This is a genomic window from Streptomyces sp. UNOC14_S4 (genome assembly GCF_020740835.1).
Taxonomy (GTDB): domain Bacteria; phylum Actinomycetota; class Actinomycetes; order Streptomycetales; family Streptomycetaceae; genus Streptomyces.
Map to the genome: position 1 here is coordinate 1 of NZ_JAINFC010000155.1, position 15,172 is coordinate 15,172.

19 protein-coding genes are annotated in these 15,172 nt (G+C 70.2%); 10 read left to right on the plus strand and 9 right to left on the minus strand.

Annotation, left to right across the window (positions count from 1 at the left end):
- Positions 1-117, minus strand: a 117-nt coding sequence (locus K6I34_RS38895) for a DUF397 domain-containing protein (protein ID WP_374230939.1), incomplete at its 3' end; no start/stop codon positions are given.
- Positions 87-938 carry a helix-turn-helix transcriptional regulator gene (locus tag K6I34_RS16175; protein WP_229326716.1) on the minus strand — a complete coding sequence of 284 codons (852 nt, stop codon included), beginning with the start codon at positions 936-938 and terminating at the stop codon, positions 87-89. The genes K6I34_RS38895 and K6I34_RS16175, both read right to left, overlap by 31 nt.
- 214 nt (positions 939-1,152) lie before the next feature.
- Between K6I34_RS16175 and K6I34_RS16180 the strand changes: the two genes are divergently transcribed.
- The 5 genes from K6I34_RS16180 to K6I34_RS16200 all read left to right on the plus strand — a co-directional run bounded on the left by K6I34_RS16180 (position 1,153) and on the right by K6I34_RS16200 (position 3,794).
- Positions 1,153-1,554: a DUF6415 family natural product biosynthesis protein gene (locus K6I34_RS16180; protein ID WP_229326718.1), complete on the plus strand. Its 402-nt coding sequence runs from the start codon at positions 1,153-1,155 to the stop codon at positions 1,552-1,554.
- Complete coding sequence (locus tag K6I34_RS16185; RefSeq protein ID WP_229326720.1) at positions 1,548-1,775, plus strand: hypothetical protein; 228 nt, start codon at positions 1,548-1,550, stop codon at positions 1,773-1,775. The genes K6I34_RS16180 and K6I34_RS16185 overlap by 7 nt, the downstream gene beginning before the upstream one ends.
- Positions 1,776-1,879: 104 nt before the next feature.
- Positions 1,880-2,359, plus strand: coding sequence for a hypothetical protein (locus K6I34_RS16190; protein WP_229326722.1), 480 nt, complete (start codon positions 1,880-1,882; stop codon positions 2,357-2,359).
- Positions 2,356-2,709 carry a hypothetical protein gene (locus K6I34_RS16195; protein ID WP_229326724.1) on the plus strand — a complete coding sequence of 118 codons (354 nt, stop codon included), beginning with the start codon at positions 2,356-2,358 and terminating at the stop codon, positions 2,707-2,709. Before K6I34_RS16190 ends, K6I34_RS16195 begins: the two co-directional genes overlap by 4 nt.
- Positions 2,710-2,825: 116 nt before the next feature.
- A complete protein-coding gene (locus K6I34_RS16200; RefSeq protein ID WP_229326726.1) occupies positions 2,826-3,794 on the plus strand; it encodes a DUF4331 family protein in 969 nt (322 codons plus the stop codon).
- 55 nt (positions 3,795-3,849) lie between these two features.
- Here K6I34_RS16200 and K6I34_RS16205 read toward each other — a convergent pair whose 3' ends face one another.
- Positions 3,850-4,218, minus strand: coding sequence for a helix-turn-helix domain-containing protein (locus K6I34_RS16205; protein ID WP_229326728.1), 369 nt, complete (start codon positions 4,216-4,218; stop codon positions 3,850-3,852).
- Positions 4,215-4,589 carry a type II toxin-antitoxin system RelE/ParE family toxin gene (locus K6I34_RS16210; RefSeq protein WP_229326730.1) on the minus strand — a complete coding sequence of 125 codons (375 nt, stop codon included), beginning with the start codon at positions 4,587-4,589 and terminating at the stop codon, positions 4,215-4,217. Before K6I34_RS16210 ends, K6I34_RS16205 begins: the two co-directional genes overlap by 4 nt.
- Before the next feature lie 43 nt (positions 4,590-4,632).
- Between K6I34_RS16210 and K6I34_RS16215 the strand changes: the two genes are divergently transcribed.
- From K6I34_RS16215 to K6I34_RS16230, 4 genes are all read left to right on the plus strand, one after another.
- A complete protein-coding gene (locus K6I34_RS16215) occupies positions 4,633-4,779 on the plus strand; it encodes a hypothetical protein (protein ID WP_229326732.1) in 147 nt (48 codons plus the stop codon).
- Between the two features lie 112 nt (positions 4,780-4,891).
- Entirely contained in the window at positions 4,892-5,620 is a 729-nt protein-coding gene (locus K6I34_RS16220) for a DUF4232 domain-containing protein (protein WP_229326734.1), read from the plus strand.
- Positions 5,621-6,130: 510 nt separating this feature from the next.
- Positions 6,131-7,141, plus strand: coding sequence for a DUF2993 domain-containing protein (locus K6I34_RS16225; protein ID WP_229326736.1), 1,011 nt, complete (start codon positions 6,131-6,133; stop codon positions 7,139-7,141).
- Positions 7,142-7,288: 147 nt separating this feature from the next.
- Complete coding sequence (locus tag K6I34_RS16230) at positions 7,289-8,293, plus strand: L,D-transpeptidase (RefSeq protein ID WP_229326738.1); 1,005 nt, start codon at positions 7,289-7,291, stop codon at positions 8,291-8,293.
- Between the two features lie 32 nt (positions 8,294-8,325).
- Here K6I34_RS16230 and K6I34_RS16235 read toward each other — a convergent pair whose 3' ends face one another.
- Together K6I34_RS16235 and K6I34_RS16240 are read right to left on the minus strand one after the other, a co-directional pair.
- On the minus strand, positions 8,326-8,511 hold the full coding sequence (locus K6I34_RS16235) for a hypothetical protein (protein WP_229326740.1): 186 nt from the start codon (positions 8,509-8,511) through the stop codon (positions 8,326-8,328).
- A 40-nt stretch (positions 8,512-8,551) separates the two neighbouring features.
- Entirely contained in the window at positions 8,552-9,778 is a 1,227-nt protein-coding gene (locus K6I34_RS16240; protein ID WP_229326742.1) for a glycosyltransferase family 2 protein, read from the minus strand.
- 462 nt (positions 9,779-10,240) lie between these two features.
- Between K6I34_RS16240 and K6I34_RS16245 the strand changes: the two genes are divergently transcribed.
- A complete protein-coding gene (locus tag K6I34_RS16245; RefSeq protein WP_229326744.1) occupies positions 10,241-11,674 on the plus strand; it encodes a cellulose binding domain-containing protein in 1,434 nt (477 codons plus the stop codon).
- A 43-nt stretch (positions 11,675-11,717) separates the two neighbouring features.
- Here K6I34_RS16245 and K6I34_RS16250 read toward each other — a convergent pair whose 3' ends face one another.
- From K6I34_RS16250 to K6I34_RS16260, 3 genes are all read right to left on the minus strand, one after another.
- On the minus strand, positions 11,718-12,545 hold the full coding sequence (locus tag K6I34_RS16250; protein ID WP_229326746.1) for an ECF transporter S component: 828 nt from the start codon (positions 12,543-12,545) through the stop codon (positions 11,718-11,720).
- Complete coding sequence (locus tag K6I34_RS16255) at positions 12,542-14,164, minus strand: ABC transporter ATP-binding protein (RefSeq protein WP_229326748.1); 1,623 nt, start codon at positions 14,162-14,164, stop codon at positions 12,542-12,544. Before K6I34_RS16255 ends, K6I34_RS16250 begins: the two co-directional genes overlap by 4 nt.
- Positions 14,161-15,172, minus strand: a 1,012-nt coding sequence (locus tag K6I34_RS16260) for a CbiQ family ECF transporter T component (RefSeq protein WP_229326750.1), incomplete at its 5' end; no start/stop codon positions are given. The genes K6I34_RS16260 and K6I34_RS16255, both read right to left, overlap by 4 nt.

A 15,172-nucleotide genomic window follows, 5' to 3' on the forward strand; every position in this document is an offset into this window, starting at 1 on the left:
TATGGGGACGGAGTCGGGGAATTGGTGGGCGGCGATCTCGACGCAGTCGTTCTCGGCGAGGCTGTGGCTGCTCTTGCGCCACGTGGCTATGGGCAGGTTAGGCCGGACGGTGCACACGGATATTTCTCCTCAAGTGCCTTATCGATAACGTTGATTGACTCGTGGGCGGGTAGGGCGTCGCGCCAAATTTGATCGTACAAGGCTGTGTATTGGGCGATCTCAAACGGATTGGTGATGTAGATGCCTGCATCGGTCGGTCCGCTCCGGTAGACAATCTTCCGATCTCTCCTGAAGGTCATGATCTGGGTCATGCCGAGATCGCGTTTCAGTCCGTTGACGGCGAACGGGATCATTCTTAGCTCGACGTTGGCGCGCGTCAGCATGTCGAGCATGTGCAGGAGCTGCCCTCGCATGATGTCGGCATTGCCAACGACGTAGTCGAGGGCCGACTGGGCGATGACCGCTCTGAACAACGGAGGGTCGGGGCGGTCGAGGATCGCTCGCCTGCGGTGTCGGTATGCGACCTTCTCGTCGAGATTTCCGCCGTAGTGAGGCATACCGACCTGGAGGATGGTTCTGATGTACTCGTCGGATTGCAGCAGAGCTGGCATGGAGTTGGCGAGGTGATGGATCTCGATTGCCTTCGACTCATGGGCGAAGTACTTCTGGACCCATTTCGCCGAGGGGTCGTCGTTGAGCTGATCCCAAATCTCAAGAAGCTTCCCGTCGGCCTCGAGGGCCTGGTCGAGCGCTTCCGCGACCTCCCGGACCGGGAACGCGGTTCCGGTCTCGAACTTCGAGATCGAGACATTCGACAGCCTGATGGCCTTGCCGAGGTCGGCCTGGGACCACCCCTTGGCCTCTCGCAGGGTGCGGATCGCCATGCCGAGCCGGATGAGGCGGTTCTGTGACGGGTCGAGCCGCTTGGATGCGGACATGGCTGTAACCCCCAAATATCTTCTCACCGGAGGAGAGACCTCAACGGGGCCGAGCCTAGGGGTCCGGGCGGATACTTGTTGTGGGAACCAGGAGCCCAACTCCCTTCGATTGACGCTGTGTTCGAATCCAGTGTGGTGATGCCCGCTGCGTCGCGGCACACACCTCGGCCCCTGCTCCCGCACCCCGCTCGGCCCGTAAGGAGATCACCTCGTCATGCTCGTATGCCCCGGCACCGCCATGGCCCACGCAGCCCCCACCCCGCCACGCGCCGAAGGCGACGACGGCATCGAATGGGCGATCAGAGCGGTCCTGGGCGCCCCCACCCACGTCTCGCCGCCCATGGGCAGGATCACGTCCGCCACGGCCGTCCTCCGCCTCTACCTCAAGAAGACGGCCGCCGCCGTACAGGCCGCCGCCGCGGCCCTGCCCGCCGACGACCCGCGCCGCGCCGCGGCCGAGAGCAGCGCGGCGGAAGCGCTGCACCGGGCGGAGACTCTCAAGCCCGGGAACGGGCTCCAGTCCGCCTTCGACTGCGCCCGCGGCCTGGCCCTGGCGGCGCGGGAACTCCGCGACCACAAGAAGGAACTGTGTGCCGAAGGGGGTTCGCCGTGCTGAACGTCCCACGCTCCTGGCCCGCGGTCGTCCCCCTGCCCCACACCGGTGGCCCGCCCAGCATCCCGCTGCCGCCGGAGCCCCCGTGCCGGGAGTGCCAGTGCCTGGCCGCCGAGGGCTGGCGGGCTCTGTTCGCGGACGATCTCGACACGCTGAGGACGGTCAACGAGCGGCAGGCCCGCCACTACGCGGACGCGCATCTGGGGAGCTCTCGTGCTCGGTGACGGCACCCCGGTCGGCGTTCCTTCGAGGAATTCGCCGACCCGGATGGCGTGATCGTTTCCGTGTCCACTACTCGCACATGGATATCCGAGCTACTGTGGATGTCATGCCTGCGGCCTACGAAGATGTGCCCTTCAGCGAGCTGCTCCACCATCCCGCGGCGACCACACGTCGGCTGGACGCCGTCCGTGCGCTACGACTGCGGCGACGTGACGCGGGGGACCTCGCGCTGATGCGTGTCGACCAGATGGAGCGCGATGCCACGGTTGTGGACTTCACCTCGCGGCTGCTGGCCGGGCTGGTACGGACTGACAACATCGCCGCCCTGCGCCAGGCTCTGCCCGAGGCTCTGCCGTGGAGTACCTTCCTGCCGGCCGAGGACATCGACACCCTGCTCTCCGAGCTGGTGGACACGGCGCGCGGCGCGGTGGCCCTGGACAACCTCACGCCGATCGCGCTCCTGCTCACCCAGTGGCGGCACAGCGCCGAGGTCTACGCGGACCCCGCCCTGCACGCGATCCTCATCCGTGAGCCCGAAGGCGACCTTGGTCCCGTCCCCGTCCCCGTGCCCGAGGCGGCGGAGTGAGCCCGAAGCGCGGAGACCGGGCCGCGCCACCCCCGGTTGCCGATGAGTACGACCTTCGCTTCGCCACCACCGAAGCGGCAGAAGGCTGGGAGCACTTGGGCCGCCAGGCAGCGGGCAACTTACGCCGAGCCTTCGAGAGGATCCGTGCCGCTCCCCGCGCCGCCGACAACCCCGACCGTCAGCACCGGCTCAAGGGCAAGCTGGGCACTGCCACGTTCAAGGGGCAGAACCTGGAGCGCTGGCAGTACGAGGTCACCGCCGGCGGACGGGTCTGGTACGTCCTCGACGACGCCGGTCGCGTCGCTTGGATCACGTACGCGGGCACCGGCCACCCCAAGGCCACGGACTGACCGGTCCCGGAGGCCGGGCCAGTGGGCAGTGTGCTCGGCGTCCGGGCGAGTGACTTCCCCGCGGCGCGGGGGCCGTCAGGCCGGTGCGCGGGCGGGTCGCGACGGAAGCTGAGCGCATGTCTCATCACCTCAGCGGACCCAACCTGCGGTCCCCCATGGACGACCCCCGGCTCGACCTGACCGACCTCTACGCGTTCACCGTGCCGGGCGACCGTACGGTCCTGATCATGAACGTGTACCCGGTCGCGCCCGCCGAGGGCGCGGCGCTCCACCCGGACGCGGTGTACCGGATCAACGTCGACACCGACGGCGACCAGCAGGCGGACGTCGCCTTCAGCGTCGTCGGCTCCCCGGTGCGCGGGGGAGAGCAGACCGTCTCCGTCCACCTGGCCACCGGTGCGCAGGCCCGCTCCCACGAGGCGGCCGGCGAACGGATCGCCGCTGACGTACGCCTCGGCAACGGCTCGGCCCCGGTGGTGGTCGAGTCCGGCCCGTACACCTTCTCCGCGGGGCTGCGCAGCGACCCCTTCTTCGCCGACCTGGACGGCATCGTCAAGAAGTTCCAGTGGACCGGGGTGGACTGGGGGGCCGACAAGAACGTCCTCGGCATCGTGCTGGAGATGCCGAACGACGTACTCTCCGCCGATCCGGTCATCGGGGTCTGGGCGCGGGTGAGCCTGAGGCGGGACGGCCGGCTCACCTCCGTGGACCGGGGCGCGCACCCGTCCCTGACCGCCTATTTCAACGCCGAGGAGGCCAAGGAGGCCTACAACGCGGGCGAACCGGCCGAGGACTGGGCCACCTACCGCGAGCCGTGGACCGCGGCCCTCCAGCACTTCGGCGGCTACGACGCCCAGGCCGCCGAACGGGCGCTGCGCACGGTCCTCCCGGACATCCTGCGCTTCGACCGCGCGCGGCCCGCCGCCTACCCCAACGGGCGCACCCTCATCGACGACGTCACGTCGGCCCGGCTGGCCATGCTCACCAACGGGAAGGTCGCCGGCGACCACATCGGCCCGCACGGCGATCTGCTGACCGCCTTCCCCTACCTCGGGCCCCCGCATCCGGCCCCGGCCGCGGGCTGAGTGATTCTCCCGTGTCCTGGAGCTGGGCAGCGGTCCGGTCGTAGACGGCACACCGTCACGCTGCTGAGTGGTTTCCGCCCGGCGACGCTTCGTCCTGCTGTCGGTGGTCGTGCGGGGTGAAGGTGAAGGCCGAGCTGTCGCCGTCCAGGTCGATGGTCAGTGACGCGTCCAGAGCCTTGGCCAGGCGGGTGAGCAGGGGCAGGGTCGGGACGGAGTCACCGCCCTCGATGCGGGAGATCTGCGACTGGGTCATGTCGGCGCGACGAGCCAGTTCGGACTGCGACAGGCCGATCTCGGTACGCCGGTCGTAGACGGCCTGGCCGAGGGCGAACGCGTACCCGGCCTCCACGTAGGCAGGGGACTCCTCGACCGACTCGCCCAGGAGCTTCCTGGTCCGACGGGTCTTCCACTGGGAGTGGTTCACGGATTCTTCTCCTCGGTCCGGTCGTAGCCGTGCTCGGCGGGGTCGTGGTCTGCCTCGCATACCTTCTGCGCCTGCTGGGCGCGCTCGACTTCTGCCGCTTCGTGCTGCCTGGTTTTGCGGAACACGGTGAGTAAGACGATGCGTCGGGCCGGAGCGAGCCAGTACGTGACGCGTACGGCGTTGCCGTCCAGAGTGAAACGCAGCTCGCGTACTTTCCCGCCGAGGTGGCGGGAGTACGGCTCCCCCAGTGTCGTCGGATCGGCGGCGAGCATGTCGGCCGCGCGCTCGGCCTTGTCGTAGTGGGCGTCCGGGAGGAGTTCCAACCATTGCCGGACTTCCGGCTCGATCTCGATCTGCCAGGGACGGCTCATGGTTCGACTATACAGAAATCTATATAGGCCCCGGGGTGTCGCGGTGGGTCGTGGCCCGGGCTCGGAGTGCGACCCGGCCGGGGGAGCCGAGGGCTGGCGAGCCTTGTTCGCGGACGACCTCGCCACGCTGAGGACGGTCAACGAGCGTCAGTCCCGCCACTACGCGAATGTGCAGCTGAGGGACCTCTGACACCCGCGTTAGCCAGGCGTTAGCGGAGCGGCAGTCTTGCGGTAGGGGCCCCGAGCAGAGTGGGTGACGTACCGAGGAGACAACGACACTGACCGTCCTGGGGGGACCCGAAATGCGCTCCAGCACCACTGCCCGCACCGCTCGCCGCCGCACCCTGCACGTTGCGGCGGCGGCCCTGACCGCGGCCGCCGCCCTTGCCCTGACCGCCTGCTCCGGCTCGGACGCCACCGGCGCGAAGCCCGCGAGCAGCGCGGACACGGGCAAGGCCGCCGCCGAGTCCGGCGGCACGGGCTCCTCTGCGGGCGGTGCCAAGGAGGACGGCAAGACGGACGCCAGGACGGACGCCAAGACGGGCGCCGCGGGCAAGCAGTCGGGCGGCACGCACGCCGCCGACACCGCCAAGGCGGGCTCGGGCATCGAGCGCTGCCACACCTCCGGCCTGAAGGCGTCGTTCGCCATGGGCGGCGACGCGGCCCCGGACCCGAACGCGGGCGGCGCGACGACCACCAGCATCGTGCTGACCAACAAGGGCAACCGCGACTGCACGATCGGCGGCTTCCCGGGTGTGGACCTCAAGTCCGAGAACGGCGGCCAGGTCTGGTCGCTGCTCCGCTCCTCGGCCAAGCACGGCTCGATCACCCTGGGCCCCGGCGACAGCACCGACTTCACGATCAGCCTCGGCATGGCCCAGAAGAACGAGGAGCACACCTGGATGCCCGCCTCCGTGGCCGTCACCCCGCCGAACGAGACCACCGCGCTGACCGTGAAGTGGCCCTGGGGCCCCCTCGTCGACCAGACCGGCGCCACCCACCCGGCCACCTTCGTCAACCCCATCGGCTGACGGCCTCGGCGCTGACCCGGATATGACTCTCTTTCGGGAGTATGCCGCCCGCGTACGGGCGGGGTGTTAAAAGGGCGGCAACGCCTTTTCGGACATACCGGGGGCAGGACTTGCCTTTGAGGGGGGCGCCTGTAGTGGGATAAGGCGATGCGCCCCCCCATACGCATGCCGTCCAACGTTCCCCATCCCTACGACGAGCTCGCGGCTCTTGCCGACCCGAGCCCTGTCGCGGGTGCTTCGGAGTGGGTGGACGGCGGCGACGTCACGCAAGAGATTCCCGTACTGCTTCAGGACGTAGATGACGTAGAGGGGGATTCGCCGGGGCCGGGGCCGGGATTGTCGGAGACGAGTGTTCTTCCTCCGCCGCGCCCGTACGTCGGGGCCGACGACGATTCCTGGTCCCCGCCCGACCACCGCCGTACGGGCCGTACGGGCCGTACGGGAAGGGGCCGCCGGGCCAAGGTCAAGGTCAGGCGGTCGCGGCGGCGGCGTCGGAGGCCGTTTTCCGCCGTGCCCCGGGCCTTCAAGTTTCTGCTCGCTTTTCTCTTCCTCGCCGGATTTCTGGTGCTCGCGGACCGCTGGGCGGTGATGTACGCGGAGAAGAAGGCCGAGCAGGAGATTCAAGGAGAGCTGCGTCTGGCGGCCGCTCCCCAGGTGGATATTCACGGATTTCCGTTCCTCACCCAGGTTCTGGACAAACGTCTGGAGCGGGTGGACGTCACGGTGCCGCATGTGCCCGCCGACCGGATTTCGCTGGCGAAGGTGCGGGCGAGCGCGAGCGACATACGGCTGACCGGGAATCTGCCGCGCGACATCCGGGGCGCGGTCATCGGCGGTCTCGACGGCGAGGTCGAGCTGTCCTTCGACGACATGAACCGGGAACTCGCCGCGTCACAGGTCAAGTTCAGCCGCCAGAGCGACGACGCCGTCAAGGCGGACAGCAAACTGACCGTCGCGGGGTGGGAGGTGCACGTACAGGCGCGGGCCCAGGTGCGGATCGTCAGCAGCAGTGAACTCGCCACGGACATCGGCGACATGAGCGTCGACGTGCCCGGTGTCGTCGCCTATCGCCCCGGCAAGGGCGACGGCGAGGGCCTCGTGCTCCACCGCGAGCTCGCCGAACGCATCAGCAAGGACGCGGCGCGGATCAAGGCGCTGCTGTCGGTACCCGCCGTGGTGGAGCGGCTGGGCGTTCCGGAGGACGACGTCGCGCTGGCCCTGGAGGACGAGGAGAAGTTGCACGAGCTCACGGGCGCGCCCCGCTTCGTCGAACGGCTGACGCGCGTCAACCTCGTCGACGTCGTGGTCGACCATCCCTGGCTCCTGGAGCGGATCGGCCTCGACCCCAAGCTCGTCACCGCCCTGACCCACCTGCGCCCGCCGGAGCTCTCCGACCGCCTGTCCTTCTCCTTCAAGCTGCCGAAGGAGGCGCGGGAGCTGCAACTGCGCGGGGTGAAGGTGCAGGAGGGCGGCATCCTGGCTTCGCTGTCGGGTGCGGAACTGGCGGTGGGACGGACGTAGCGGGTCCCCCGCGGGGCGCCCCGGTACGGCTTGTGGTTTCAGTTACCAAATCATCACATCGTCAGTACTGAACCGACATGAACCTTTTCGGCAATTCCGACCCTCCTTGTCTGCGGAAAGATCACCGCACGAGAAGAGGTGCCCACCATGTCGGCCCCGCGCGTCACCGCCCCGTTCGCCCAGCGTCACGGCACGGGCGCCCTCGTACGACTGCCGGCCGCCCTCGGCGTGGCCACGTTCGCGCTCACCGCTTGCGCGGGCGGCGGCGGTCAGGCTGCCGACGGGTCCCGGCAGGACGCGCGCATGTCCCAGGCAGCGGCCCCGCCCACCGGACCGACGAAAATCACCACCGGCCCCGAGCTCGACTTCGACCTCATCCCCGGGAACGGCAAGACCGTCGGCACCGGCCAGCCCGTCGCGCTGGAGTTCGCGAAGCCGGTGAAGAACAAGGCGGCCGTCGAGAAGGCCCTGACGGTGCAGACCTCCAATGACACCGAGGGCGCCTGGGGCTGGGTCACCACGCCCACCGGCCAGGACCGGCTCGACTGGCGGCCCAAGGACCCCTGGAAGCCCGGCACCAAGGTCCGGGTCAAGGGCGATCTGACCACCGTGGACCCCGGCGACGGCCACTTCACCCGCACCCTCGACCGCTCCTTCACCATAGGCCGCGATCAGCGGCTGGTGGCCGACCTCGACACCCACACCCTGACCGTCACCCGCGACGGCAAGGTGGTCAGGACGATCCCCATGTCCGGCGGCGAGCCCGTACCCGGCCGGGCCTCCCGGCCCGGAACCTTCGCCATCGAGTCGCAGGAGCACCAGGTCCACATGACGTCCGCGTCGGTCGGCGGGCCCAAGGAGTACGACAAGCAGGTGTACTGGGCCATGCGCTTCAGCGACTCCGGCGGCTACCTGCACGCCGCGCCCTGGGCCGACGCGAACGGCGACCTCGGCGTACGCAACAGCAGCGCGGGCTGCATAGGCATGTCCGACGCCGACGCCGCCTCGCTGTTCAAGGACTCCCTCCTCGGCGACCTCGTCACCATCAAGGGCAAGGAGGCCACCACCGAACTCGGCGGCCCGGGCAACGGCTTCGCCGACTGGAGCCTGACGTGGGAGCAGTGGCAGGGGAAGAGCGCTCTGCACCACTGACCGGGACCGGGCGGCGCCGCGGCCGCCCGCGCCTACTCTCCCGCGACGCGGCGGTCCCTCCGGCGCCGCCTGATGGACGCCGCGTACGAGAACAGCGACGTGGTGATGATCACGACGGTGATGCCGAGCAGCAGCTGGTCGGTGTCCGCCACCCGCGTCAGCGCGTAGGCGATGCCCGCGAGCACCGCGCAGACCCCCAAGCCCCTGAGGGAATTCATCGATCTCCTTGAATCATTTCCACGGAATTACTTCCAGGGATTACTTCCACGCGGATACGCGGGTCACATAGGACTTCACGATGGACGAGACGAGCCAGTAGGTCCGCACCACGGTGAACACCAGCTCCGGAATCAGCAGGGCCTCGACCAGCATGGCCTTCCAGCCGAGATTCCGTACCCGGAGTGCGGGATAGACGACCCAGAAAGAGAAGAGCAGCATAAAGAGCGGCTGCTGGGAAAAGCCGTTTTTCGCGGCCATCACGAGGTGGGGCGAGCCCCACCCCAGAATGTAGGCGGCACCGATGAGGCCCAGGATCATGGTGGCGATGGAATGCCAGGTGAACTTCGTCCAGCCGCGGGCCCGCAGGGTGTCCACGGTGCCGCGGCTCCACCGCTCGCGCTGCTGGATCAGCTCGCGCAGCGTCGGCATGAGATCGGTGTACGCGATGCAGAGCTGGTTGGCGGTGACCTTCCAGCCGGATTCCTTGAGAGCGAGTGTCGTCTCGTAGTCCTCGACCAGGTTGCTGTGGTCCTCCCAGAAGACCTCGCCCCGCCAGTCGAGCAGGCTCTGCAGGGCCTCGGCCCGGTAGAAGGAACCGGCGCCCGACATGGTGTGCACGTCCTGGCGGTACCGGGTATTGGCGGCGCGTCCGTACTCGATGATCTGCATGCCGAGCAGGTACCGCTGCCAGGGGTTGCGCCACAGGCCGGTGCGGCCGAGGCAGGCGGCGCTGACGCCGCCGAGCTCCGGGTCGGACGCGATGACGTTGCGGGCCCGCTCGACGAATTTCGGGTGCAGCTCGGTGTCGGCGTCCATGACGAGGACGTGCCGCACCTTGCTGGTCAGCCGGCCTCCGACGGCCTCCCGCAGCCAGCGGAGGCCGTGGTTGAGGGCGCCCGCCTTCTTGTGCGGGTTGTCGTCGAGGACCAGTACGACCGTCGGCGGCGTCCGCTCGTCGTCCGCGAACCGGCGGGCGTATTCCTCGGTGCGGTCGGTCGAGTTGTTGACCACCACGACGATCAGGTCGGGGCGGTAACTCTGGGCGGCCAGGGAGTTCAGCGAGGTGAAGACGCCGACCTCCTCGTTCCGCGCCGGAACGAGGACCACGGTGTCGTAGAGGGCGGTGTCGTGGAGGGCGGTACCGTCCGCCTCCGCGGGGGAGACGCGGCCCCTGCGGTGTCGGCTGCCCGTCGTGCGCGGCGCTTCGGCGCGCGCGCGACGGCCGCGACGCGCACGGTGATCCCGGCGCGCAGTGGTGCCCGACAAGTCTTCTCCCTGATTCACATGAAAACGCACAAGATCGACATGCTGTGCGGATCCTGTGAAAACTCAGCAAGAAGGTACCTTACGTGCAGGCATGCCCAGACGGGGTCGATCCGGTCGACGGGCCCTCGTGATCGCGCAGTTGGAGATCATTAAGTCCTGCGGCCCCGGAAAACAGGGCGAGTTGAGTTTTGCGGAAGCATGCCGCGAGTAAAGCAGTGATAAAGAACACTCGCGGCGAATGCTCCGGCGTCGAGTCGGTTCCGGATGTGCCGGATCCGGGTCGCGACCTCGGATGACGAGGGGGAACGGGGCGAGCCGGTGGGTCGACCGGAGGTCCGGAGGCCTCGGCGGGTGGTGGTTACGATGGTGCGGAATATGCCCATTCGTGAATGTGATGCGAAGCGCGTGCACCTGACACCGGCCCTGCATCTCGATCTCACCGAGGAGCTTTGAGGAGCTTTAGTGAGCCGCGCCCGCCGCGATTCCCGCCGCAATTCCCGTCGTCGTGGACTGGTCCTTTTCGACATCCTGCTCGTCATGGCCGTGCTCGTCGTCGGCACCGTGGTCTATTTCCTGTGGCGGGACTCCGACGACTCCGGATCCGCGCAGCTCACGGTCCGGTACCGGACCGATGCCCCGGCCACGACCGGCACGGCCAAGCCGTGGCTGGAAGTCATCAATGACTCCAAGGAGACCGTGGCCCTCGGCGACGTGACTCTTCGGTATTACTTCACCGCGGACGACGGGGCCGAATACGGCGCCAATTGCGTCCAGACGCGAGTCGGCTGCTCGAACATCACCCAGAGGATAGGTGCGACGGCCGGTAAGACGGCCGGCGCCGACCATTACCTCGAAATCGGCTTCACGCGGGGGGCCGGCGAGCTGGCGCCCGGCGGGACCAGCGAGGCGATCGGCCTCCAGCTCTACCGGCTCGACGGCAAGAAGCTGGACCAGGCGAACGACCGCTCGTTCGACGCCAAGGCCACCCACTACGCGCCGTCGAAGCTGGTGACCGCGTACCACCGCGGCGCACTCGTCTGGGGCGAGGAGCCGGGCGGCGGCACCCCCCGCCCGGGGCGCGGCCGGTCCGCCGCGGCGCCCGCCGGGGTCGTGTTCGACAACTTCCACTACAGCGGCGCCGCCGACCCCGCGCTCGCCGCCAACGGCTGGCAGGTCCGTACCGAGGGGGGCGGCCCCGGCATCGCCAGCACCTGGTCGGCCGACGGCGTCAGCTTCCCCGCCGAGTCGAGCGCCCAGGGCGGCCAGGCGCTGCGGCTGCGGGTCGCCAGCGACGGGACCGAGCAGGGCACCAAGCAGGCCGAGCTGCAGAGCACCCGCCCCGAATTCTTCACGGGGACCATCGCCGCCCGGGTCTACTTCAGCGACAAGCCCAGCAGCGGCCGCACCGGCGACCACCTCAACCAGTCCTTCTTCACGATCTCCCCGAAGGACAAGTCGGACGACTACAGCGAACTCGACTACGAGTACATGCCGAACGGCGGCTGGGGCGCGGCCGGCCCCCGCATCGACACCACGAGCTGGCGCAGCGGCAGCGGCAGGCCGGAGGACCGGGTCACCCGCTTCCACAACCAGAGCCTCCAGGGCTGGCACACGATGATGATCACCGCGATGGACGGGAAGGTCACCTACTCCGTGGACGGCCAGACGCTCTTCAGCCACGACGGCAAGAAGTACTTCCCGCGCGAGGGCATGGGCGTCCACTTCAGCGCGTGGCTCGTCGACCTCCCCTTCAAGGGCTCGCGCACCTGGGACATGAAGGTCAACTGGCTCTACTACCAGGCCGACCGTGCCGTGCCCCTGGCCGATGTCCAGAAGGCCGTGGACGGCTTCTACGCGGACGGCACCAACTACGTCAACACCCTGCCGAAGCCCTGAGTCGAAGTCCTGACCGGGGCCTGGCCGCGGGAAACCGCGGCCGTCACCCCGACCGGTCCTCGAACCGCACCGGCGCCTCGAACGCCGCCCGGCGCGTCGCCCGGCGCAGCGCCTTGAGGAGGACCGGGCCCAGGGCGAGCGTGGCCGTGACCGTGACCAGGGCGCGGGGGAGGTCCCAGCCCAGGGACGTGGCCAGGCAGTAGGCCACGAAGCGGGAGAGGTTGTCGGAGAGCGGGTCGCCCGGGACGAAGGAGACGCCCGAGGCCAGCGAGCCGATGTACGGCCAGCCCTGGAGGTTCATCACCGTGCCGTACGCGAGCGAGGCCACCGCCCCGTACCCCGCGAGCATCAGCAGCTCGCGGCGGCCCCGCAGCCGGTCCGGGCCCGGGAGGAGGCCCGCGCCCATCGACACCCAGCCCATCGCCAGCATCTGGAACGGCATCCACGGCCCGACCCCGCCCGTCAGCAGCGCCGAGGCGAACATCGACACCGAGCCGAGGACGAAGCCGAAGCCCGGGCCCAGCACCCGGCCGGAAAGCACCATCAGGAAGAACATCGGCTCGATGCCCGCCGTCCCCGCCCCCAGCGGCCGCAGCGCCGCGCCCGCCGCCGCGAGCACGCCCAGCATCGCGATGGCCTTCGCGTCCAGGCCGGTGTCGGCGATCGTGGCGACCACGACCCCCAGCAGGAGCGGCAGCATCGCCGCGAACAGCCACGGCGCGTCCTTCGAGTGGGCGAGTCCGGATGCCGAGTCGGCGAGCAGCGGCCAGCCGAAGGCCATGACGCCGATGGCGGAGATCAGCGCGAGTGCGGTGACCGATCGTGGGCCCAGGCGGACGGCTCGCGCCTGGCGGTCGTGCGTCGCCTTCACCGTGCCTCCTCCAACGCCGCCTTCACCTGAGGAACCGTCAGCCACGGCAGCGGTGCCAGGATCTTCGCGACCTGCGGGGCGAACGCGGGGGACGCGACCACCACCTCCGCCGTCGGCCCGTCCGCGACGACCTCGCCCTCCGCGATGACGACGACGCGGTGCGCCAGTTCCGCCGCCAGCTCCACGTCGTGCGTGGCCAGGAGGATCGCGTGGCCCTCGGCGGCCAGCCCGCGCAGGATCTCCACCAGGCGTTCCTTCGCCGCGTAGTCGAGGCCGCGCGTCGGCTCGTCCAGCAGGAGCAGCGGCGGGCGGGCCGCCAGCACCACGGCCAGGGCGAGCGCGAGGCGCTGGCCCTCGGACAGGTCGCGGGGGTGCGTCGCGTCCGGCACCCCGGGCAGCAGCTCCGAGACCAGTGCCCGGCAGGTGCCCGGCTCCGCCCCCGCGTCCTCGTCGGCGGCCGCGCACTCCGCGCCGACCGTGTCCGCGTACAGCAGGTCGCGCGGCTCCTGCGGGACGAGGCCGACGTGCCGCAGCAGCTCGGCCGGTGCCGTCCGGTGCGGGACGGCTCCGCCCACGCGGACGGAGCCTGAGGCGGGGCGGTGCATGCCGACGAGGCTGCGGAGGAGGGTGGACTTGCCCGCGCCGTTGCGGCCCATGACGGCGGTGATCTCGCCGGGGGCGGTGGAGAGGGTGATGTCGCGGAGGGCCGTCGTACGGCCGTGGCGTACGGAGAGGTTGGTGACGGTGGCGGGTTCCGTCGTGGTGGTACGGCTTTCCGCGCGCGGCTTCGGCAGGACCACCGTTTCCGGCAAGCGCTCCTTCAGACCGGTCGCCCGCCGTCGCGCGTCCCGTACCGACAGCGGCAGCGGGTCCCAGCCTGCCAGCCTGCCGAGGGAGACGACCGGCGGCCGGACCGGCGATATCGCCATCATGTCCGCCGGGGTGCCGGTCACCGGGGCCTCGCCCGGGCCCGGGAGGAGGATGACCTGGTCCGCGTACTGTACGACGCGCTCCAGCCGGTGTTCGGCCATCAGGACCGTGGTGCCGAGGTCGTGGACGAGGCGCTGGAGTACGGCCAGTACCTCCTCCGCCGCGCCCGGGTCCAGCGCGGACGTCGGCTCGTCGAGGACCAGCACCTTCGGGTGGGTGGTCAGCACCGAGCCGATGGCCACGCGCTGCTGCTGCCCGCCGGACAGGGTGGCGAGCGGCCGGTCGCGCAGGGCGGCCAGGCCCAGCAGGTCCAGGGTCTCCTCCACCCGGCGGCGCATCACGGCGGGCGCGACGCCGAGGGACTCCATGCCGTAGGCGAGCTCGTCCTCGACGGTGTCGGTGACGAAGTGGGCGAGCGGGTCCTGGCCCACGGTGCCGACCACGTCCGCGAGTTCGCGCGGCCGGTGCGTACGGGTGTCACGGCCCGCGACGGTGACGCGGCCGCGCAGCGTACCGCCCGTGAAGTGCGGTACGAGGCCGCTGACCGTGCCGAGCAGCGTCGACTTGCCGACGCCCGACGGCCCGACCAGCAGGCAGAGTTCGCCTTCGGGAACGGTGAGGTCCACCCCGTCGAGCGCGGGCCGGGCCGCGTCCCCGTACGTGACCGACACCTGCTCGAACCGGATCACTGTTCTTTCTCCTCGGGGTCGCGGGGGTGGCTGGAGTCCGGAGCCGGTGCCACGAACGCCGGCAGCAGGCCCAGCAGGATCGACGCCGCGGGCCACAACGGCAGTTCGGGCGCGGTCAGTGGTACGGCGGGCGGGTGCAGGGCAGCGGGCGCGTAGTCGTTCGCCCACACCATGAGCGCCGCCACCGCCGCGCCCGAGGCCGACACGAGCCAGGCGCGTACGCCCCAGCGGTCCGGGCGGTAGCGCGTACGGGCCGAACGGCGGCCGCCCAGCCACAGCCCGGCCAGCGCCGCCGCCAGCCCGGTCACCAGCACCGGCGTGCCGTAGGCGGCGCCCGCGTCGGCGAGCAGCCCGTACGTCCCGGCGCAGACGCCCACCAGGCCGCCCAGCGTCAGCACGGACGTGGTGTGCCGTACGGCGCGCGGGACCTGGGCCGTACGGCCGTAGCCGCGCGCGTCCATCGCCGCCGCCAGGGCCACGGAACGCTCCAGCGCGCCCTCCAGCACCGGCAGCCCCACCTGGAGGAGGGCCTTGGGACCGCGGTCCGCGCGGCCGCGCAGCCGTCGCGCGGCGCGCAGCCGCTGTACGTCGGAGACGAGGTTCGGGGCGAAGGTCATCGCGACGACCACCGCGACCCCCGCCTCGTACAGCGCGCCCGGCAGCGACTTCAGCAGCCGGGCCGGGTTGGCGAGCGCGTTCGCCGCGCCCACGCAGACCAGCAGCGCGGCCAGCTTCAGCCCGTCGTACAGCGCGAAGACCAGGCCCTCGGCATGCACGCGGCCGCCGATCCGCACGCCCCGCGCCCAGTCGGGCAGCGGCACTTCCGGGAGGGTGATGAGGGTGTGCGTGCCGGGGATCGGGGAGCCGAGGACGACCGCGAAGAGCAGGCGGATGCCGATGACGGCGAGGCCGAGCTTGAGGAACGCGCCGTACGAGCGGGCCCAAGGGGCGTCCGTACGGCGTGCCGCCACGACGTATCCGGCCACGCCGACGAGGAGGGCGAGGAGG

Bases quoted from the DNA above. Each gene is read 5' to 3' on its own strand.
- K6I34_RS16210 (WP_229326730.1), bottom strand. From the start codon at position 4,589: ATGAGCCGTCCCTGGCAGATCGAGATCGAGCCGGAAGTCCGGCAATGG.
- K6I34_RS16200 (WP_229326726.1), top strand. From the start codon at position 2,826: ATGTCTCATCACCTCAGCGGACCCAACCTGCGGTCCCCCATGGACGAC.
- K6I34_RS16190 (WP_229326722.1), top strand. From the start codon at position 1,880: ATGCCTGCGGCCTACGAAGATGTGCCCTTCAGCGAGCTGCTCCACCAT.
- K6I34_RS16235 (WP_229326740.1), bottom strand. From the start codon at position 8,511: ATGAATTCCCTCAGGGGCTTGGGGGTCTGCGCGGTGCTCGCGGGCATC.
- K6I34_RS16180 (WP_229326718.1), top strand. From the start codon at position 1,153: ATGCTCGTATGCCCCGGCACCGCCATGGCCCACGCAGCCCCCACCCCG.
- K6I34_RS16230 (WP_229326738.1), top strand. From the start codon at position 7,289: ATGTCGGCCCCGCGCGTCACCGCCCCGTTCGCCCAGCGTCACGGCACG.
- K6I34_RS16220 (WP_229326734.1), top strand. From the start codon at position 4,892: ATGCGCTCCAGCACCACTGCCCGCACCGCTCGCCGCCGCACCCTGCAC.
- K6I34_RS16175 (WP_229326716.1), bottom strand. From the start codon at position 938: ATGTCCGCATCCAAGCGGCTCGACCCGTCACAGAACCGCCTCATCCGG.